General features: G+C 56.9%; 24 protein-coding genes. 15 read left to right on the top strand and 9 right to left on the bottom strand.

The features are described 5' to 3' along the window. Positions 1-154: 154 nt before the first annotated feature. The 5 genes from greA to R2A130_RS00655 all read left to right on the top strand — a co-directional run bounded on the left by greA (position 155) and on the right by R2A130_RS00655 (position 4,311). The gene (gene greA / locus R2A130_RS00675) at positions 155-628 is read left to right on the top strand and encodes a transcription elongation factor GreA (protein ID WP_009462880.1); all 474 of its coding nucleotides are present in this window, start codon (positions 155-157) and stop codon (positions 626-628) included. Positions 629-778: 150 nt separating this feature from the next. Then, complete coding sequence (locus R2A130_RS00670; protein WP_009462879.1) at positions 779-1,414, top strand: glutathione S-transferase family protein; 636 nt, start codon at positions 779-781, stop codon at positions 1,412-1,414. A 12-nt stretch (positions 1,415-1,426) separates the two neighbouring features. Then, the gene (locus tag R2A130_RS17305) at positions 1,427-2,320 is read left to right on the top strand and encodes a mitochondrial fission ELM1 family protein (RefSeq protein WP_009462878.1); all 894 of its coding nucleotides are present in this window, start codon (positions 1,427-1,429) and stop codon (positions 2,318-2,320) included. Between the two features lie 80 nt (positions 2,321-2,400). Further along, positions 2,401-3,372: a thioredoxin-disulfide reductase gene (gene trxB / locus R2A130_RS00660; RefSeq protein WP_009462877.1), complete on the top strand. Its 972-nt coding sequence runs from the start codon at positions 2,401-2,403 to the stop codon at positions 3,370-3,372. 42 nt (positions 3,373-3,414) lie between these two features. Continuing rightward, the gene (locus tag R2A130_RS00655) at positions 3,415-4,311 is read left to right on the top strand and encodes a LysR family transcriptional regulator (protein WP_009462876.1); all 897 of its coding nucleotides are present in this window, start codon (positions 3,415-3,417) and stop codon (positions 4,309-4,311) included. Positions 4,312-4,669: 358 nt separating this feature from the next. Here the strand turns inward: R2A130_RS00655 and R2A130_RS00650 are convergent, their stop codons facing one another. Continuing rightward, the gene (locus tag R2A130_RS00650; RefSeq protein ID WP_009462874.1) at positions 4,670-5,872 is read right to left on the bottom strand and encodes a pyridoxal phosphate-dependent aminotransferase; all 1,203 of its coding nucleotides are present in this window, start codon (positions 5,870-5,872) and stop codon (positions 4,670-4,672) included. A gap of 130 nt (positions 5,873-6,002) precedes the next feature. Between R2A130_RS00650 and R2A130_RS00645 the strand changes: the two genes are divergently transcribed. From R2A130_RS00645 to R2A130_RS00640, 3 genes are all read left to right on the top strand, one after another. Continuing rightward, positions 6,003-6,635, top strand: coding sequence for a glutathione S-transferase family protein (locus tag R2A130_RS00645; protein ID WP_040304420.1), 633 nt, complete (start codon positions 6,003-6,005; stop codon positions 6,633-6,635). Positions 6,636-6,763: 128 nt separating this feature from the next. Continuing rightward, positions 6,764-6,916, top strand: coding sequence for a hypothetical protein (locus R2A130_RS18325; RefSeq protein ID WP_009462872.1), 153 nt, complete (start codon positions 6,764-6,766; stop codon positions 6,914-6,916). Positions 6,917-7,056: 140 nt separating this feature from the next. Continuing rightward, entirely contained in the window at positions 7,057-7,539 is a 483-nt protein-coding gene (locus R2A130_RS00640) for a DUF1499 domain-containing protein (protein ID WP_198008596.1), read from the top strand. Positions 7,540-7,552: 13 nt separating this feature from the next. On the opposite strand, the gene R2A130_RS00635 is transcribed toward R2A130_RS00640, so the two are convergent. From R2A130_RS00635 to R2A130_RS00625, 3 genes are all read right to left on the bottom strand, one after another. After that, on the bottom strand, positions 7,553-8,995 hold the full coding sequence (locus R2A130_RS00635) for an ATP-binding protein (RefSeq protein WP_009462870.1): 1,443 nt from the start codon (positions 8,993-8,995) through the stop codon (positions 7,553-7,555). A gap of 48 nt (positions 8,996-9,043) precedes the next feature. After that, complete coding sequence (locus R2A130_RS00630; protein WP_040304416.1) at positions 9,044-9,736, bottom strand: response regulator; 693 nt, start codon at positions 9,734-9,736, stop codon at positions 9,044-9,046. A gap of 89 nt (positions 9,737-9,825) precedes the next feature. After that, entirely contained in the window at positions 9,826-10,332 is a 507-nt protein-coding gene (locus R2A130_RS00625) for a MarR family winged helix-turn-helix transcriptional regulator (RefSeq protein ID WP_040304415.1), read from the bottom strand. Positions 10,333-10,504: 172 nt separating this feature from the next. Between R2A130_RS00625 and R2A130_RS00620 the strand changes: the two genes are divergently transcribed. The 3 genes from R2A130_RS00620 to R2A130_RS00610 all read left to right on the top strand — a co-directional run bounded on the left by R2A130_RS00620 (position 10,505) and on the right by R2A130_RS00610 (position 12,575). Beyond that, complete coding sequence (locus R2A130_RS00620; RefSeq protein WP_009462867.1) at positions 10,505-11,383, top strand: branched-chain amino acid aminotransferase; 879 nt, start codon at positions 10,505-10,507, stop codon at positions 11,381-11,383. Between the two features lie 115 nt (positions 11,384-11,498). Then, positions 11,499-11,804: a hypothetical protein gene (locus tag R2A130_RS00615; protein ID WP_009462866.1), complete on the top strand. Its 306-nt coding sequence runs from the start codon at positions 11,499-11,501 to the stop codon at positions 11,802-11,804. Between the two features lie 129 nt (positions 11,805-11,933). Further along, the gene (locus R2A130_RS00610) at positions 11,934-12,575 is read left to right on the top strand and encodes an MBL fold metallo-hydrolase (RefSeq protein WP_009462864.1); all 642 of its coding nucleotides are present in this window, start codon (positions 11,934-11,936) and stop codon (positions 12,573-12,575) included. Between the two features lie 14 nt (positions 12,576-12,589). On the opposite strand, the gene R2A130_RS00605 is transcribed toward R2A130_RS00610, so the two are convergent. Further along, entirely contained in the window at positions 12,590-13,138 is a 549-nt protein-coding gene (locus tag R2A130_RS00605) for a tetratricopeptide repeat protein (RefSeq protein WP_083804152.1), read from the bottom strand. Positions 13,139-13,327: 189 nt separating this feature from the next. On the opposite strand from R2A130_RS00605, the gene R2A130_RS00600 reads away from it, so the two are divergent. Both R2A130_RS00600 and R2A130_RS00595 read left to right on the top strand, forming a co-directional pair. Continuing rightward, on the top strand, positions 13,328-14,251 hold the full coding sequence (locus R2A130_RS00600) for a DMT family transporter (protein WP_009462860.1): 924 nt from the start codon (positions 13,328-13,330) through the stop codon (positions 14,249-14,251). Positions 14,252-14,537: 286 nt separating this feature from the next. Next, on the top strand, positions 14,538-14,744 hold the full coding sequence (locus R2A130_RS00595; RefSeq protein ID WP_009462858.1) for a cold-shock protein: 207 nt from the start codon (positions 14,538-14,540) through the stop codon (positions 14,742-14,744). A 6-nt stretch (positions 14,745-14,750) separates the two neighbouring features. Here the strand turns inward: R2A130_RS00595 and R2A130_RS00590 are convergent, their stop codons facing one another. The 4 genes from R2A130_RS00590 to R2A130_RS00575 form a co-directional block, all read right to left on the bottom strand. Next, entirely contained in the window at positions 14,751-15,092 is a 342-nt protein-coding gene (locus R2A130_RS00590) for a tRNA-binding protein (protein WP_009462857.1), read from the bottom strand. A 4-nt stretch (positions 15,093-15,096) separates the two neighbouring features. After that, a complete protein-coding gene (gene proC, locus R2A130_RS00585; RefSeq protein WP_009462856.1) occupies positions 15,097-15,906 on the bottom strand; it encodes a pyrroline-5-carboxylate reductase in 810 nt (269 codons plus the stop codon). 3 nt (positions 15,907-15,909) lie between these two features. Next, positions 15,910-16,410 carry a YbjN domain-containing protein gene (locus R2A130_RS00580; RefSeq protein WP_009462855.1) on the bottom strand — a complete coding sequence of 167 codons (501 nt, stop codon included), beginning with the start codon at positions 16,408-16,410 and terminating at the stop codon, positions 15,910-15,912. A gap of 266 nt (positions 16,411-16,676) precedes the next feature. After that, entirely contained in the window at positions 16,677-16,997 is a 321-nt protein-coding gene (locus R2A130_RS00575; RefSeq protein WP_009462850.1) for an accessory factor UbiK family protein, read from the bottom strand. 108 nt (positions 16,998-17,105) lie between these two features. Here R2A130_RS00575 and lgt point away from each other — a divergent pair, with 108 nt between their 5' ends. Further along, positions 17,106-17,966, top strand: coding sequence for a prolipoprotein diacylglyceryl transferase (lgt, locus tag R2A130_RS00570; RefSeq protein ID WP_009462848.1), 861 nt, complete (start codon positions 17,106-17,108; stop codon positions 17,964-17,966). Further along, positions 17,963-19,114, top strand: coding sequence for a class I SAM-dependent methyltransferase (locus tag R2A130_RS00565; RefSeq protein ID WP_009462847.1), 1,152 nt, complete (start codon positions 17,963-17,965; stop codon positions 19,112-19,114). Before lgt ends, R2A130_RS00565 begins: the two co-directional genes overlap by 4 nt. The last annotated feature ends 22 nt before the right edge of the window (positions 19,115-19,136 follow it).

Below are 19,136 nucleotides of genomic sequence, written 5' to 3'. Positions count from 1 at the left end.
TAGCCCCCATATACTTAGGCGAACCCGGAGGACCGGCGCGTTCCGCATTTCGGTTCGCCCGACGATCATCCGACACAACCTAACAATCTGCCCGGCACGTTGCGGCACACGTCGCGACCCGGTGGGCTTTTGTGCTTACGAAGGGAGAACCGCCATGGAAAAGGTTCCCATGACAAAACCCGGCCACGCCGCATTGGAAGCCGAATACAAGCGCCGCACCAGCGAAGACCGCCACCGCATCGTGGCCGCTATTTCCGAAGCACGCGAGCACGGCGATCTGTCGGAAAACGCCGAGTACCATGCTGCCAAAGAGCAGCAGAGCCACAACGAGGGCCGCATCATGGAACTCGAAGATGTTATCGCCCGTGCGGAAGTGATCGATATTTCCAAGATGTCCGGCGACACGATCCGCTTCGGCGCAACGGTGAAGCTCGAAGACGAGCAGAACGGTGAAGAGAAGCACTATCAGATCGTCGGCGATCAGGAAGCCGATGTGGCCTCCGGTAAAATCTCGATCTCGTCCCCCATCTCCCGCGCCCTCATCGGCAAGGAAGAAGGCGATTCAGTCGAGGTCGCAGCACCCGGCGGCGCACGCGCCTACGAAATTCTGTCGGTGCAATACGTCTGATAGCCTCACGGCAATCTTGTCAGCCAAACACTCCAAGCGCGCCTCCCCGGCGCGCTCCCTAGGCAAAACCGGCAAGCGAAGCGGCGTGTAAACAAACTCAAGCGAAGCGGCGTATAAACAAAACCGAACGCAGTGAGGCGAGGCAAAGCAATGATCGATTTTTATACGTTTGGCACGCCCAACGGCCGTAAGGTATCCATCGCGTTGGAAGAAATGGGGCTGGACTACGAAACCCGCTCCATCGATATCACCAAGGACGAGCAATTCGATCCGGCGTTTCTTGCCATTTCGCCAAATAACAAAATTCCCGCCATTTTCGACCGCGAGACAGGCGTGTCGATGATGGAGTCCGGCGCGATTCTTTACTATCTCGCCACCAAGACCGGCGATTTCCTTCCCAATGATGCCCATCATCACTGGCAGGCCATCGAATGGCTGAACTGGCAGATGGGCGGCTTTGGCCCGATGCTGGGTCAGGCGCACCATTTCCTCCATTTCAACCCCGGCAAATCCGACTACGCCGAACAGCGCTTCGGACAGGAAACCCGCAGGCTCTACGGTGTTCTCGACCGGCAGTTGTCCGACCGAGAATACGTCGCCGGCACTTACTCCATCGCCGATATGGCAATTTGGCCTTGGGTGTCACGCTACGAATTCCAAAAGGTCGATCTGACAGAATTCCCCAAAGTGTTACGCTGGTACCAAGCCATTGCCGCTCGGCCTGCGGTGATCGCTGGCTATTCGGTACCGAGTGCTAGCGACATCCCAATGCCAACGTCTGCATAGGCGACACGCGCCGTGCGGGTTCTCATCCTTACCGACGGCAAGGCAGGCGACGTGATGCAGTGCCGCGGCGTTGCGCTCAATCTGGCAAAGGAGAGCGGCACGGTAGAAGAGCGTGTTGTGGACTATCGCCCGTGGCACGCTCTGCCCTTCATGCGTCCATCCCCACCGCGGGACTTGAAAGAGTTCGATGTCGTCATCGCATCGGGCCGGCGAGCTGCGCCCATCTTGTGCAGCATTGCATGTGCGAAAGATGGCCCCTTCACCGTCTTCTTGAAAACACCGCCGTGGGGCCATCGCTCGATGGACATCATCTGGGTGCCGTCCCACGACGAGTTCCGCAGCCGCAGCGCCATCGACACCATTACCGGCCCCCACCCTATCACGGCTGATGCCCTTGCAGATGAAAGACCGTCCGCCCTGCGCCGTTTCGGCAATCCGACGAACGCCGTCGGTGTACTGCTCGGTGGCAATTCCGGTTCTGTCAGTTGGACAGCGGAGGCATCCGCCAAATTTGCAGAAGAGCTAAAAGCGCTGGTCTGCAACCGCCCCACCTTCATCGCCGCATCGCGCCGCACACCGCAAGTTCTTCTCGACGCGGTGGCGAACAACGGCTGGTGGATCTGGGACGGCACAGGCGACAACCCCTACCGTCAAATCCTCAGCGTCTGCGACACGCTGGTGGTCACAGGCGATAGTCACAATATGGTCTCCGAGGCGGTATCAGCAGCACAGCAAGTCCATGTTTTCCGCCCCCCCGGGTTGGCTACAAAATTTCAGAAGTTCCTCGATGCGCTCGACGCGAAGGGCGCAATTCGCCCGATGAATGATGAACGCCCCTTCGCGCAGGGCTTCGAGTGTGACGCTGCCGCCATCATTGCAGATGAAATCCGCAAACGGATGAAGTAGTCCCCGCCTAAGACGTTCAGCCATCTCGAAATTGCTCTCTCGAAGTGCCACGTTGTTTTCAACAAGACGAGGCGAACATTATGACCCATTACCACACCAAAGTTCTCATCATAGGCTCCGGCCCCGCCGGTTACACCGCAGCAATCTACGCAGCGCGCGCGCTGATGGAGCCCATTCTCGTGGCCGGCCTACAGCAAGGCGGGCAGCTTACGATCACGACGGACGTCGAAAACTACCCCGGCTACGCCGATCCCGTGCAGGGGCCGTGGATGATGGAGCAGATGCTCGCACAGGCGAAGAATGTCGGCACCGATGTCCGCAACGACATCATCACCAAAGCCGATTTGAACGCCCGCCCATTGCGCTTCGAAGCTGACAGCGGCGACGTTTATACCGCCGACACCGTCGTCATCTGCACCGGCGCTCAGGCCAAGTGGCTGGGCCTGGAGTCAGAAATGACGTTCCAGGGCTTCGGCGTTTCCGCCTGTGCCACCTGCGACGGCTTCTTTTACCGTGACAAACCGGTGGTCGTGGTCGGCGGTGGCAACACCGCAGTTGAAGAAGCGCTTTACCTGTCCGGCCTCGCTTCCAAAGTGACGCTCATCCACCGCCGTGATGAATTGCGCGCCGAAAAAATATTGCAGGACCGCCTCTTCAACAAGAAGAACGTCGAGATAATCTGGGATAGCGAAGTGACAGAGATCACCGGCAAAGTCGGCCTCATTTCGTCCGCCGACGGCGTGAATATTCGCAACCGCAAGACCGGCGAAGAAGGTCGTGTGGATGCGGAAGGCATCTTCATCGCAATCGGCCACTCGCCCGCGACAGAACTCTTCAAGGATCAATTGAAGCTGAAAGATTCCGGTTACCTTTGGACCGCACCCGACAGCACCGCGACCGAAATTCCAGGCGTTTATGCAGCAGGTGACGTGACCGACGATACCTACCGCCAGGCCGTCACCGCCGCCGGTATGGGTTGTATGGCGGCTTTGGAAGCGGAGCGTTTTGTGGCTGAAATGGAAACCGACGACGAAACCGAAGTCGCAGCATAAACCTACCACACCACTTCCGGGGCGCGGAAAAGGAACACTGCCATGCCCATGGATTGGGACAAGTTACGCATCTTCCACAAGGTCGCGAATGCCGGGTCGTTCACCCGTGCATCCGAGGTCTTGAACCTGTCGCAATCGGCTATCTCGCGCCAGATTTCCGCGCTGGAGGGTGAGGTCGGCGTTCCCCTGTTCAACCGCCATGCGCGTGGATTGATTCTCACCGAGCAGGGCGAAATTCTGTTCGGCGCGACGGAAGGCATCACCGGCACCTTGGAGAAGGTCCACGTCGAACTGACCGACTTCAAAGGCACTCCACAGGGACCGTTGCGGGTCACAACCACCGTGGGTCTTGGTTCTGCTTGGCTCGCCATTCGCATGCACGAATTTCTAGACAGCTATCCTGATATGCAGGTCGAATTGATGTTGGAAAACAACGAACTCGATTTAGGCATGCGGCAGGCGGACTGCGCTATCCGTCTGCAGCAACCACAGCAGGCAGACATTATCCAACGCCGTTTGTTCACCGTGCATTTTCATGTCTACGCTGCGCCGAATTATCTTGAATCGCACGGGACGCCGGAAAAAATCGAGGATTTGGACAACCACAGGCTTGTTGCATGGGGCGACGGAACACCTGCCTATCTAGGCGATCTCAATTGGTTGCTGAGCGCAGGCATGCCACTGGGCAAGCTGCGCACGCCTGCATTGAAGATAAATTCGATCCTCGCCATTCAACGCGCAGCGGTCAGAGGTGCAGGCGTTGCATTGCTTCCAGACTATGCTGTTGGCGTGAACTCACCGCTCGTCAAGGTAATGGAAGATGTCGAAATCCCGTCTTTCGACACATATTTCGCCTATTCGAGTGAACTGCGCCGCTCGGCGCGACTTGAGGCGTTCCGCGATTTTCTGTTGGAGAAGGCCAAGGAGTGGCGCTTTTAGGCAACGGTCGCCAAGTTTAGCCCTGCGTTAAACGCATAGCTGCTTTGATTGATGGCGCATTGTGCAGCGCACCAAAAAGACCAATATTAGACCAGACGGGCAGCGCGATAACCTCCTCCCAATCGCCCTGCTCATCCCAGTGACACAACGGGTCATCCTCCCAGACCCCTGTCATTCTGAGCCGGATCTTTTGATCCGGCTCTTTTTTTGTCCAAAATCCGTTCTTTCTTCAAAAGCAATCGGACGGCGAAACGGTCAATATTCCAAAGCGCCTACAACTGTATCTTTTGACGGTATCTAACAAAAAAGGCCGCGCTCTGGAGAGCACGGCCTCTTCAATAGTCGTTAGCAGCGGAAGCTAGCTCATATTACCGCAAAAGCGCTGAATGCGTTCACAAGCATTGCGCAGGGAGTCTGTGTCCGTTGCGTAGGAGATGCGGAAGTTGGGGCCGAGACCGAAGGCTGAACCGTGAACAACAGCGACGCCCTCTTCTTCCAACAATGCGGTGACGAAATCCTCGTCAGTTTCCAACAACTTGCCGCCTTTGGTGGTTTTGCCCAATAGCCCGGCGCATGACGGGAATACATAGAACGCCCCGTCCGGCTTTGGACAATGAAGCCCGCTGGCTTGATTGAGCATCGACACGACAAGGTCGCGGCGGTCTTCAAAAATCTTGCGGTTGTCAGCGAGAAAACCCTGAGGGCCGTTGAGCGCTTCCACAGCGGCCCACTGGGTGATCGAAGACGCACCGCTGGTCTGCTGCCCTTGGATCATGTCCATGGCCTTAATCAGCTCCAGCGGACCACCGGCGTAACCAAGACGCCAGCCGGTCATGGAATAAGCCTTGGAGACACCGTTCATCGTCAGCGTACGGTCGTAGAGGCCGGGTTCGACCTGAGCAGGCGTGCAGAATTCGAAATCACCATAAACGAGATGCTCGTACATATCGTCGGTCAGCACCCAAACGTGCGGGTGCTTCATCAGCACATCCGTCAACGCCTTAAGCTCGTCCCATGAATAGGCAGAACCCGATGGGTTGGAAGGCGAGTTGAACAGGAACCATTTGGTTTTCGGGGTGATCGCAGCTTCCAACGCTTCGGCTGTGACCTTGAATTCGCTTTCGGTCGACGTTTCGACGAAGACATTCTCACCGCCGCAGATCGCCACCATCTCCGGATAGCTCACCCAATAGGGAGCCGGGATGATGACCTCATCGCCCGGGTTCAACGTCGCCATGAAGGCGTTGAAGAGAATCTGCTTGCCACCAGTACCAGCGATGCACTGTGCCGGGGTGTAATTGAGACCATTCTCACGCTTGAACTTTTTCGAGATTGCCTCGCGCAATTCGGGAATACCAGCGACAGCGGTATACTTGGTCTCACCGCGATCAATCGCGTCCTTTGCAGCCTGTTTGATATGGTCAGGCGTATCGAAATCCGGCTCACCGGCACCGAGGCCTATAACATCGACACCCTTTGCTTTGAGCTCGCGAGCCTTCTGGCTCACAGCGATGGTTGCAGATGGTTTGACGCGCGAAAGACTATCGGCAAGGAACGCCATGGGTCCGGTCTCCTGATCGGGAAATGCGCCGGTAAACTGCCACCGGCAAGCGGCGCGACCGTAGTTTCGCAGCTATCGCAAAACAAGAGCGGAATGCGGTTTGTACCGTTGCCGTAAGAAGGTCGTCACCATGCTCACACTTTATTCGATGCCATCATCCGGAAATTCCTACAAAGTTCGGCTGACATTGGCCCATCTGGCCATTCCCTTTGAGCATGTGACAACCGAATGGGATGAGGGCCGCGAACTGACGAAACAGGCCGATTTTTTAAAGCTGAATCCAGCTGGCAAAGTGCCATTGTTGCGTTTGGAGGATGGTCGGACTTTGTCTGAGTCCAACGCCATCGTCCTCTATCTAGCGGAAGGTTCAGAACTCGTTCCCCATAACAGTTTCAATCGGGCAAAGATGTTCGAGTGGATGTTCTTCGAACAATACAGCCATGAACCCGCAGTCGCTGTGAGAACAGGAATTGTGCACACCTACAAGAGCCGCAATCCAAATCCTGACGCGGCCCTTTTGGCCGACTTGCTTACTCGCGGCGACAAAGCGCTGGACGTCATGGAAGCCCGCCTTTCGCAATCGCCATGGTTGGCTGGAGATCAGTTTTCAGCAGCAGATATTGTTCTGTACGGCTACACCCACAAGGCAAGCTTAGGCGGCTTCGACCTGAGCAAAAGGCCTGCAATATCTAAGTGGCTGGACCGCTTCGCAGCTCTTGATGGTCACGTTGACATGGGTTGGCCTGAAAACGCCCCAATCTGATCCAGATTGGAACATCCGTTAACCGCTCGTTTACCATAAATCTCCGTTCCGCCCCATTTCGCACCCAATTCCACCCCGTTGTGGCGGGATAAGGGAAGCATAAGGAAACCCGGGCAAGGGAGACGATTATGGCCTTCGACAATCAAACAACAGCAGATCAGATTCGCCGCCATACCCGTGCGCGTGCAGCTGGCGATATGCGGCTCATACTTTCCGTCGCTCTTTTCGCCGTTTTCGCATCTGCTGTGGCAGGTGTGATGGTGGTCACCACCACAATTTGAGCTTGCCATCTTCCGTGGGCGACCTGCGCTAACAGTTGACCTGACACCCATCAATCACATAACGCACGCTCATGATTTGGCTGCAGCGCATACTTGGGTTTTTCGTAGGTTTTGGCTGCCTTTTGGGAGTGGCATTTCTCGTGGCAACCACCTTTGGCTGGGATCGAATCTGGGAACAACTCGCAGGCCCTGCAGATCTTGGCATTGTAGAATTCGAGGGGCTGAGCAAAAACAGCTCACCCAATCAGGCTTTGATTTGCCCCGACGGTGTTTGCAAAGACGATGATCGCGATCTCGCCAGCCCGCTTTACTCAGTTGACGCACAACAATTGCGGGCACGCATGATTGATGCAGTGGCGCAAACCACAGATGTCGAACGATTGGACGATGACAGCGACCCGCTGCGTCTGCGTTATCTCGCACGCTCCCGCCTGATGCGCTTCCCCGACACCATCGATATGGCTTTCTACAATATGGGCGACAGTCGCTCGACACTGGCAATCTATTCCCGCGCCCAAGTCGGTAAAACGGATTTTGGGGCAAATCTGGCACGTGTGAAAAAATGGCTTGCAGCCATCCGCGACATCTCCATTGAAGAGACTGCGACCAAACCTGAGAAATAGGCTGCGATAAGCGCTAAGCTGGCAGCGTTACGGTGACCAGTAACCCACCCAGCATCTCGCTTCGTCCCAGTTCAATCGACCCGCCGTGCAGCAGTGCGATATCTCTTGCGATCGATAGCCCAAGGCCGGTTCCGGTCTCATCGAGATTGCGGGCTTCGTCCAAGCGCACAAAGGGTCGGAAGACCTCTTCATACTTATCCTTGGGAATACCTGTGCCGTCGTCATGAACTTCGATCACGACGTCACGAGCGCGCCGTTCGCCTACAACCTCAACGTTCTTGGCATAACGAAATCCGTTGTGAACAAGATTGCCTACAAGCCGCCCGAAACTTACGGGTCGCACTTGAATGATGGCCTCGCCATCAAAAAAATATGTGTAGCCACGGTTTTGCGCATCAGCTGCGCTTGAGAGCCCTGACAACACCTCAAGAATATCGGTATCGACGGCCTCTTCGCCAGCGTCTCCCTGAGCAAAATCAAGATAGCCTTGCAGCATGGACTGCATGTCATCCACGTCCCCGGACAGTGCTTCCAACTCTCTAGTTTGCGGCAGAAACGCAAGCTGCAGACGGAAACGCGTCAACACCGTGCGAAGGTCGTGAGACACTCCAGCCAGCATCGCAGTGCGCTGTTCGACCGTTCGTTCAATCCGCTCTCTCATTGCAAGGAAAGAGGCTGTCGCTTGACGAACCTCAGTCGCGCCTCTTGGCCGCAGCTCATCGCTGATCGAATGGCCTTTGCCAAAGCTTTCTGTAGCTTCGGCAAGTTTTTGAATTGGGCGAATTTGATTGCGCAGAAACGCAATCGCGATACCAATTAAAACCAGTGATGCACCTGCCATCCAAAGCAGGAATATATGTGTGTTGGACGCATAAGCCCGGTTACGTTTCACAAAGACACGCAACGCCTGTTCTTCCAGCCTGATGCGAATTTCCAGAAGTTTCGAATCTCCGACAGTATCTATCCAGAACGGCTTACCCACTTGGTCGGCAAGTTGGCGGGACAGTGCCGCATCAAGGATTGAAAAGAACGGCTTTGGCCGCGGTGGCGGAAGCTCGGTATCCGGCAGAAGCGAAATCGTCAGATTGAAACGTTCCCGCGCGATCCGCGTAATCGTCTGAAAATCTGCGTCCTGCGGGTAAGTCTCAATAACATCCACGATACCGGAAATATCGCGCACCACCGCTGCCGACAGACGGTCGGTTGTGCGCTGCCAGTGGCGCTCCATGAAAACGAACGCAACAACGAATTGCAGCAAGATCATAGGAGCGATGATGATGATGAGAGAACGGCCAAACAGGCCTGTTGGCATGGATTTGCCAACGCTGCGCGCAAAGCGGCGCCATGTTCGGCGGATGAGAGAGTAGCGTTTTCTGCGGGCGTAATCCGACGAACCGCCATCAGCGACCTCAAGCCCTTGCCCGGTTCCTGCAGTCTCTTCGCTCACCGTCGTCATACCCCGCTCACCGATTTGGCTCGAGCCGATACGGTACAGCTTGGCAGGCTATTCGATATGAAGTTTGTAGCCAATGCCTCGCACAGTCTGCAGCCAGTTTGGATTACCCGGGTCTGACTCGATTTTACGACGCAGACGGTTGATCTGGACATCAACCGTGCGTTCGTTGGCTCCTGTGTCTTCGCCAACGAGCTCCATTCTGGGCACCACGTCACCAGCAGATTGGGCAAACAGCACCATAATCTCGCGCTCACGGTCCGTCAGCTTCACCACCTCGCCTTTGCATTTCAGCTCACGCGATGGAATCGAGAACGTGTAGGGGCCAAACATCACCTGTTCTATGCCCGGCAACTCTTCGGTCTGCACACGCTTCAAAATAGCGTTGATACGCAACAGCAATTCGCGTGGGCTGAAAGGCTTGGCGAGATAGTCATCAGCCCCAGCCTCAAGTCCCGCAATGCGGCTGTCGGTTTCGCCCAAAGCTGTCAGCATCATAACCGGCACGTCGAGATCTTCGCGAATAGAACGGGTAAAGTCTGTGCCACGCTCGCCAGGCATCATGACATCGACGATCAGCAGATCGAACGACAGGCCCTGCAATTGCCGCCGCGCTTCAGAAGCATCAGAAGCCGATGACACACGGAAGCCCTGCTCAGCGAGATATCGCGTCAGCAGTTCACGAATGCGGCTATCGTCGTCGACCACCAGAATGTGCGGTGCATCGTCTGTGAGTGAAATCATATCGTCGTTGATGGGTCGTTCCGCCAAAGTCTCGAAGCGTTGCTGCATGATGATGCACCATCTGTTGGCCCAAGGGAATGAAGAGAAATTCAGTCCCGCTTCTGCATTAACTCGTCCACCACATCTCGTTCTTCCGGCTCGATCATGCCGAGCAGAAAGTCTTTGATGCTGTCACGGTCACGGTTTTGCAGGCCTTCAATGGCTCCCTTGATCCGTCGCGACTGAATGTGAGTTAATTCGATAGACAGATTGCGGCCCTTTTGGGTCGGGTAGAGAAGCCGTTGGCGTCGGTCGGAAGGTCCGGCCTGCTGCACCAACAACCCGCTATCCACCAATTGACGCAAAACAGGACCGAGTGATTGCTTGGTTATCCGCAGAATATCCAACAATTCCGCCACCACCATGCCGGGTTGGCGATTGACGAAATGCAGCACCCTGTGGTGCGCACGACCCATGCCATAGGCCTCCAGCACCTCGTCTGCATCAGCGATGAAATCGCGATAGGCAAAAAAGAACAGCTCGATAAGAGGAAAGTCGAGGCCCTCCTCTTCCACAAGAGGATCGGTGACGACAGCGCGTTCGTCCCCGCCCTGCATTTCAACCGTGGTGCCACCGCTCGCGGACATATGGTTCCAATTCCGGAAAATAGGTAAGGAGGGTTGACGTATTTTTTAGAGCAAGCCATGATTGCTCTCCCAACTGAATAGGACTGGCGGAAGCACAAGACAACCGCGGTCTTTTTCATCAACTCAAAGCAAAAGGTGCACCATGGCTGGCGTCCCCTTCGATCAACTGGATGGCGACATCTGGTATAACGGTGAATTCGTCGAATGGGGCAATGCGCAGGTGCATGTGCTGACCCACGGTCTTCACTATGCAAGCTCCGTTTTTGAAGGCGAGCGCGCCTATGGCGGCGAGATCTTCGAGCTGACCAAACACACCGAGCGTCTGTTCTTTTCTGCCGAGCAACTGGGCATGGAAATTCCTTACACCGTCGATGAAATTGACGAAGCGTGCCGCCAGACGCTTAAGCGTCAGGGGCTTTCCAACGCATATCTTCGTCCTATCGCATGGCGTGGTTCGGAAATGATGGGCGTCTCGGCACAGGCTAACCGCATCAACGTGGCCATCGCTTGCTGGGATTGGCCGTCCTATTTCGATCCCGAACAGAAGATGAAGGGCATCCGCCTCGACATTGCAGACTGGAAACGCCCTGCCCCGGATACGATACCGTGCAAAGCAAAGGCTGCCGGCCTCTACATGATCTGCACACTGTCGAAACACGCAGCAGAAGCCAAAGGCTATGCAGACGCACTTATGTTCGACTATCGCGGCCGCGTTGCAGAATGCACAGGCGCCAACGTCTTTTTCACCAAAGACGGAGTCATCCACACGCCCGATCCGGATTGTTTCCTCGACGGCATCACACGTCAGACAGTGATTGCGCTCGCTGAAAAGCGTGGCATGGAAGTTGTCGTTCGCACAATTATGCCGGAAGAAATGGCAGATTTCGAAGAATGCTTCATCACAGGTTCTGCTGCAGAAGTGACGCCGGTTTCGGAAATTGGCCCTTACAGTTTCGTGCCGGGCCCGATTTCGAAGGCGCTCGTTGATGATTATACAAAGGCCGTAACGCCTGGCGCTTGAAGGCATCTATTCCCCAGTCATACGCGCTAAGCTGTTGACTCATAAAGCTCTGACAAGCCAAATCGCGCGCGCCCGCAGCTAAAGCGGGCGCGGGGCATCGAGGAGAACAGAACCCATGGAAGCACTACTTCCCATCATTATTCAGGTCGTATCCGGCGTAGTCGGCGGCGGCGCTGTTGGATCAATAGTAAAAAGCGCAGCTATGGGTATGTTGCCCAAGCTTCTGGCTGGCGGCATCGGCGGTTTAGCGGGTGGCACAGCACTTGGCCCGATCATTGGCGGCCTCATGGGCGCAGCTGGTGGCGATGCCGCTGGCGGCCTCGACGTTGGCAGCTTGCTCGGTGACGCAGTCGGCGGCGGTGCCGGTGGCGCAGTCCTGACCGGCCTTGTCGGCATGGTCATGGGTAAAATGAAGGGCTGAAACTCAGCAATTCTTTAGGATTTCAGACGGGCGGTCTCTCATGGAGATCGCCCGTTTTTGCTTTCAATCGCGAACTGCGTCTGAAATGACCATCACAGCGAAAATTCCGCAACGCTGCAGGAGAAGACCTTGGGAAAACTGAACATCCAAATCGTACCCGTGACCGCGTTCCAACAGAACTGCACATTAATTTGGGATGCTGACACGAATACAGGCGTGGTTATCGATCCCGGCGGAGATGTTGGAAAAATTCGCAAAGCGATCGAGGACAGCGGCATAAAGGTGGAAGCGATCTGGCTGACCCATGGCCATATCGATCACGCCGGTGGCGCGATGGATCTGAAGGATGCTCTCGGCATCGACATTATCGGTCCCCACGAAGCCGATATACCGCTGCTGTCGCAGCTTGAGAAGCAAGCTCAAATGTTCGGTCTAGACGACGAAGTGCGCAACGTCACGCCTGATCGGTGGCTCACATCAGGTGAAACACTATCAATTGGCGAACACGATTTTACGGTTTCCCATTGCCCGGGTCATGCACCCGGCCATGTTGTCTTTTACAACGAAGCTAACGGCTTCGCTCATGTGGGGGATGTGCTGTTTGCCGGTTCAATCGGCCGCACCGATCTGCCCGGCGGCGACCACGAGACGCTGCTTAATTCAATCCGCACAGTGCTTATGGAATGGCCTGACGAAGTGCAGTTCATGTGCGGGCATGGCGCGCCCAGCACAATCGGTCAGGAACGAGCATCAAACCCATTCCTGACCTGATTTTTCGTCAGTAGTTAGTTCGCAACGTAAGCGCTGATAGCGCCATCAAGCAGCGCGTATTCGCGGCAAGCGATGCCGCACTGCTTTTCGATTGCAGCAAGTTGTTTGCGCGCTTCGCCAACACGGCCCTGCTGCAAAAACGCTTCGCCCATGTAGCTCATGACCAGCGTGTAATCAGGATCAGCCTTCAGCGCGGCGCGATAGTAGCCGAGCGCTTCATCCACGCGGCCCAGTTTACGGGTCGCGAAACCGCGATAATTGAGAATGCGTGGGTCGCTCTGATCGGCGGCAAGCGCCAGCAGTTCCAGCGTTTCGCCGTAACGGCCGTTATAGGCCAGATCGCGGGCACCCTCGTAAATGTTGTCATCAGAAAGACTGGAAGACTTCTTCACCTTCACGCATTTGCGCTTCTTCTTGTCCCAAACCATCGCCTTTTTGCACGTCGGTGTGGCGACCGTGGAGCCGCCATCGCTGGCCGCGTGAGCAGGGACAGACACTGCACCGGCGGTGAGCAACGTGGCAAAGGCTAGAGCCAGGGTGGTCTGGCGAGATCCGAGTGTCATTATGTAGTCTCCGTTGTTGCGTTTTGCCGATAATTTACGATGCCGTGGGACATGAAGTTTCAGGCGATTATATGTGCACGCGTTCATATGAACCGGCGATGAATAACAACTTGCAACCGATGCAATGCCACGCCAAGCCAATTTCGAACACCAGTGAGTGAATACACCATCTGAAAAGTTGCGTCTGAGATGAATCGCACAACCGCCAACCTCCTGCTTCTTTTCGCCGGCCTCATTTGGGGCGGCGGCTTCGTCGCCCAACAAACCGCAATGGAAGACATCGGCCCCTTCGCCTTCATGATGTTGCGCTTTGGTGTGGCGGGTTTGGCAGTTCTACCTTTCGCCATCTGGGAAGCACGCCGCCACAACGCCCGCCCGATCAATGCGAAAACATGGCGGAATGCCACCGCTGTTGGCCTGTTCTTTTTCGTAGCAATGGCATTGCAACAGATTGGCATTCTGGGAACCACCGTCACCAATGCAGGCATTCTCACCGGTCTTTACGTGGTTCTGACGCCCATCATTTTGCGCGTTCTGTTGGGCGAAACGCAGCAATGGATTATTTGGCCCGCGGCACTAATGGCGTTTTGTGGCATCTACCTTCTCGGCGGCGGCGGCTTGGGCGAACTCACTTGGGGTGATGGCGTCATTATCATCTCAGCAATCTTCGCGGCAGGCCACGTCATCGCAATGGACCGCGCTGTTACAGGCGCAGACAGACCAGGAGCGGTAGCCTGCGTCCAATTCGTTGTCAGTGCGGCGCTCTCTGCCGTGGGCTTTATAATTGCACGCGCGCTGAACTGGTGGGCTGAACCCGCGTTGAGCACACAAACACTTTGGAACGCAGCGCCCGAAATCGCCTATGCGGCACTGCTTGCAGGCGCACTCGCGTTCACGCTGATGGCAGTGTGCCAGCAATACACCCGCGCAGCAGATGCTGCAGTCCTGCTGTCATCAGAAGCGTTGTTCGCAGCCCTTGGCGGTGCGCTGCTTTTGGGCGAGCGGCTATCAATCATCGGTTATGCAGGCTGCGCACTGATGTTTGCTGCAATTATCGTCGTTAGCGTCGTTTCTGCGCGCCTTGAGGCCAAATCAGCGCCGAATTTCACCTGAAATTGAAAGAACCGCTTGATTACGCGGCACTTTGTCGCGCATATACAGCCCGTTCGGGTCGGAAACACCCGGAGACTGGAAACGCGCCAACCCCGTCACCGACGGATATGCGGCCGTTTCGGGAAGACTTTCGACCGCTATTGCGGGTCGGATGCGTGATGCCCTCCTTCCCGGCGGCTGAAGACCAATATGCATCACGTTCCATTCCCCGACCGATTCCCGAGACACACCGCACGGCGATGAACTGTGCTGCGCGGTCGAAATCACGGGATAAGGGGACCCATCCATGCAAGGCCACGTCAAATTCTTCAACGCTGCAAAGGGCTACGGCTTCATCACGCCCGACGATGGTGGCGCCGATATTTTCGTCCACATCTCAGCCGTTGAGCAGTCCGGACTGACCACCTTGAGCGAAGGCTCGGCGATCACCTTCGATGTGGAACCGGACAAGAAAGGCAAAGGTCCGAAAGCTATCGACCTGAAGGTCGAGTAGCGCCGGTCACATCAACCGCTCACCATCGGCGACGGGCTTGTCGATAGCAGCCAGCACGATGTCGCCGTTGGCATCCGCATAGCCGAGCGTCAACACTTCCGACATGAACGGACCGATCTGGCGCGGCGGAAAATTCGTCACGGCCATCACCTGCCGTCCGATAAGCTCGTCCGGCGTGTAATGGGCGACGATCTGAGCCGACGATTTTTTGCGTCCGATCTCCGGCCCGAAGTCGATCACCATCTTGATGGCGGGCTTCCGCGCTTCGGGAAACGGCTGCGCCTCTACGATGGTGCCTGCACGAATGTGCACGTCCATGAACTGGTCGAAACTGATCGTATCGGTCATCGGTTTATTCCTTCGACAACTCACGCGACCGGTCAGCCGCAGCTTTCACCGCGCGTGGCAAGAGATCAGGAAACCCGCCCTCGCCCATCAAGACTTCGAGCGCCGCTTGCGTGGTGCCGTTGGGCGACGTCACATTCTGGCGCAGTGTGGCTGGTGTATCCGACGATTGCGCGATCAATTCGCCAGCGCCGGAAACCGTCGCGCGGGCCAACTGGTCTGCCAGCTTAGCGTCCAACCCTGCGGCAACGCCGGCCTGCGCCAGCGCTTCGGCAAGATGAAACACATAGGCCGGACCGGAACCGGACACGCCGGTAACGGCATCCATCTGGCTTTCATCATCGATCCACGCCACCTCACCCACCGCAGTCATAAGTGTGTCGATGGAGGCGCTCTGGGCATCGCTGACGTGATCGTTGGCAAAGCAGACAGACATGCCACGCCCTACGAGAGCGGGCGTGTTTGGCATGACGCGAACGACGCGGGTGGCATCGCCGAAGGGTGCGGCAAGACTGGCGACCGACGTGCCAGCGGCCACGGATACAACCACCGTGTCAGCAGAAACGAGGGACGTGAGTTGCGGCAGAACCGCCGCCATCATCTGCGGCTTCACCGCGACCACAAGATAGTCGGCAACGGGCGCTTCACCAGCATTCATAAAATGCGCCACGCCGTGCGCGGCCATTTTCGCAGCCATGGCGTCGGACGGTTTCGGGTCCACCACCGCGATATCAAACCCGGCTTTCCCGTCCAGCCAACCGGCCAGCAGCGCACCGCCCATATTGCCTGCACCGACCAGAACGAGTTTGTCAGCCACGGCTTACGCCTCGCCGACGGTGTCGAACAAAACAGAGTCCAGCGCATCCGTCGCGCTGCGACCGCCCCACACGACGTATTGAAACGCCTGATAGTAACGCTCGCAGGATGCCGTTGCAGCATTCAGCATGCAGTCGATTTGCGCGTCGTTGGCATCAGCACCGCCGGAAAGCGGAATGCCGTGGCGGAACATCACCGAGCCGTCTTCCGTCCAAACCTCGAAATGCCCGAACAACATTTGCTCGTTGATGAGGCACAACAGACGACGCACTTCGGCAAGCCGTTTCTGTGGAACACGCATATCGAAGGCGCAGGAAATGTGCAGCGCTTCGAACGCCTCCACCCACGAGAACGACACGCTGTAGCCGGTCCAGATGCCCTGCGCGAGGATGACGATTTCGTCCTCGGCAGACCGCTCGAAAGACCATTCGTTCTCGTCGGCAAACGTCTCGACGACGTCCACCGGATGGCTGTCGCGCAGGCTATTTATTTGCAGCATGTCCATGGGACGACTGTCTCCGCATTCCATTCCGTTCGGTCGCTTCCGCATCGAAGCGAACCGAATCAATCAATAGATTCAGAATACTGACAGGCGTCCGCCGAACCACCCTGATTGATGCCGCGCCCACAGGCCTGTGGAATCAACGCTGAATCAAATGGTGGAGAAACCGGTGCAAGCGATTCAAAGGACTCGCATTTTACCGAATCCGCATGAGCAGATTTCACAGCCATTAGGCTGTGCACAACTTCCAGCGTTAGGCGTTCTGCAACTTACTTGTCGTCAGCTTTCGCCGCTTTTTTCGCAGGCGCTGCTTTTTTGGCCGCTGGTTTCGCACCGCCCATCTGCGCTTTCAGCGCTTCGATTTCCGCACGAAGCTCGTCATTCTCCATACGCGCTTTCGATGCCATTTCCTTCACGGCTTCGAACTCGTCGCGCTGAACGAGATCCATCTCGGACATGAGCCGCTCGGCCTGGCTTTTAACAACGGTCTCGACTTCGCGCCGCGCACCCTGCGCCATGCCTGCGGCATCGGTCATGAATTTTGCGAATTCGTCGAAGACGCGGTTGGGGCCTTGGCTTCCGGTGGACATAGCGGGGTTCCAATCATCTGTTCATTGTTGCCCATCACGTAAGCCCACCGGGCCGTTGGTTCAACCGAACAACTTGAAGCAGGACGCCGATGCGGGCATGGGTGCTTTATGTATCCGATTTCGCTCTCCGCCATCACCTTTCCCGCCATCGACCCGGTCGCCATTTCGCTCGGCCCATTGGAGGTCCACTGGTACGGCCTCATGTACGTGCTGGGCATTCTGGCAGGTTGGGCTTTCGTGCGCTTCGTCACCGCCCGCGACCATCTGTGGGGGCCGACCGGTTCGCCCATCCGCAAGGTAGAAGTGGACGATTTCGTGACATGGGCCGTTGTCGGCATCATCGCAGGCGGGCGGTTGGGCTACGTGCTGTTCTACAACCTCGGCTACTATCTGCAGAACCCGCTGGAAATTCCCGCGATCTGGGATGGCGGCATGAGCTTCCATGGTGGCGCGCTAGGGTCAATCATCGCCATGGTGCTGTTCGCCCGCTCGCGCGGTTTCTCGCCTTACAGCCTGTTGGACGTGGTGGCTGCCGCTTCCTGCTTCGGACTGTTTTTCGGGCGCATCGCAAATTTCATCAACTCCGAACTGTGGGGACGTCCGACGGATGTGGCCTGGGGTGTGATCTTCCCCAACGGCGGCCCTGAACCACGCCACCCGAGCCAGCTTTATGAAGCAGCGCTGGAAGGTGCGGTCGTCTTCGCCGTTCTGTGCGTTCTCATCTTCGCCTTCAAGAAGTTGCGGCACCCCGGCTTCATCGGTGGCGCTTGGGTTTTCGGCTACGGGGCGTCGCGCATTTTGGTCGAGTTCTTCCGCACTCCGGATGCCCATATCGGTTATTTGGCGGGCGGCTGGCTGACAATGGGCATGGTTCTGTCGCTGCCCATGCTGGCCATCGGTCTGTGGGGAATGCTCACCGCATCCAGCCGCACACCTTGGCGCACCGCACCCGATACGGATGAAGCGTGAGCCCACTGGAAACTGAAATCCGCTCGCGCATCGAGCAGGACGGACCGCTTTCGATTGCAGAATATATGGCGCTATGCCTGCTGCATCCGGAGTACGGATATTACACGACAGGCACTCCGGTGGGCGGGCGGGCATCTGCTTCGCGTGAAGGTGGAGACTTCATCACAGCGCCGGAAATTTCCCAGATGTTCGGCGAGATGATCGGCGTTTGGTGCATGGAGGTTTGGCAGGCGCTGGGCGAACCATCCCCCTTCGCGCTGGTGGAACTCGGCCCCGGTCGCGGCACGTTGATGGCAGACCTTTTGCGCGTGGCAAAAGCCCTGCCCGGGTTTGCAGCAGCTGCCGACATCTATCTGGTCGAGGTCAGCGGCACCTTGGCGGAACAGCAAAGCCTGACGTTGGAGAAGTCCGGCGCATCGTTGAAATGGCTGCGCGACACCGGCCAACTGCCGGACATGCCCGCGATCATCATCGGCAACGAATTTCTCGACGCCCTGCCCTTTCGCCAATGGGTGCGGCTGGAAGGGCAATGGCTAGAACGCGCCATCGGCATTCGTGATGACAAACTGGCCTTCGTCGCAAAAGCCAATGTGCTGCCGCAGGAGGACGAGCCGGAAGGAGAGCATGAAGACGGCACGATTTTTGAGACCGCACCGGCCCGCGAAGCGCAGATCGCGCAAATTGCGGCCCATCTCAAACAACACAATGGCGCGGCGCTTTTTATAGATTACGGACACCTGAAAAGCGGCACCGGCGACACGTTTCAAGCCGTCCGCGACCACGCCTATGCCGACCCGCTGGCCGCACCGGGGCAAAGCGATCTCACCAGCCACGTGGACTTTGAAACGCTGCTGGCGATTGCAAAAACTGCCGGTTGCGCCGTTCCGCCTGCCACCGCGCAGGGCAAATTTCTGGTCGAACTCGGCTTGCTGGAACGGGCGGGCACGCTTGGATCAGGCAAGAACGATCACATTCAGAACCAGTTACGGTCTGCCGTGGAGCGGTTGGCCGGACCGGATGCGATGGGCAATCTGTTCAAAGTCGCGGCCTTCGGTGCACCGGCCTCGCTGGGCAACCGCTGGCCCGGTTTTCGCAGCGCAGATGACGATATGACGGACGCGCTTTCGCAGGACCAGCCTTCGGGTTAGGCTAAACCGCTTCGCAACCGGC

This window comes from Ahrensia sp. R2A130, assembly GCF_000179775.1.
Classification (GTDB): Bacteria; Pseudomonadota; Alphaproteobacteria; order Rhizobiales; family Rhizobiaceae; genus Pseudahrensia.
Note: the sequence above shows the minus strand (reverse complement) of the source record. Positions and strands in the feature narration are given on the sequence as shown.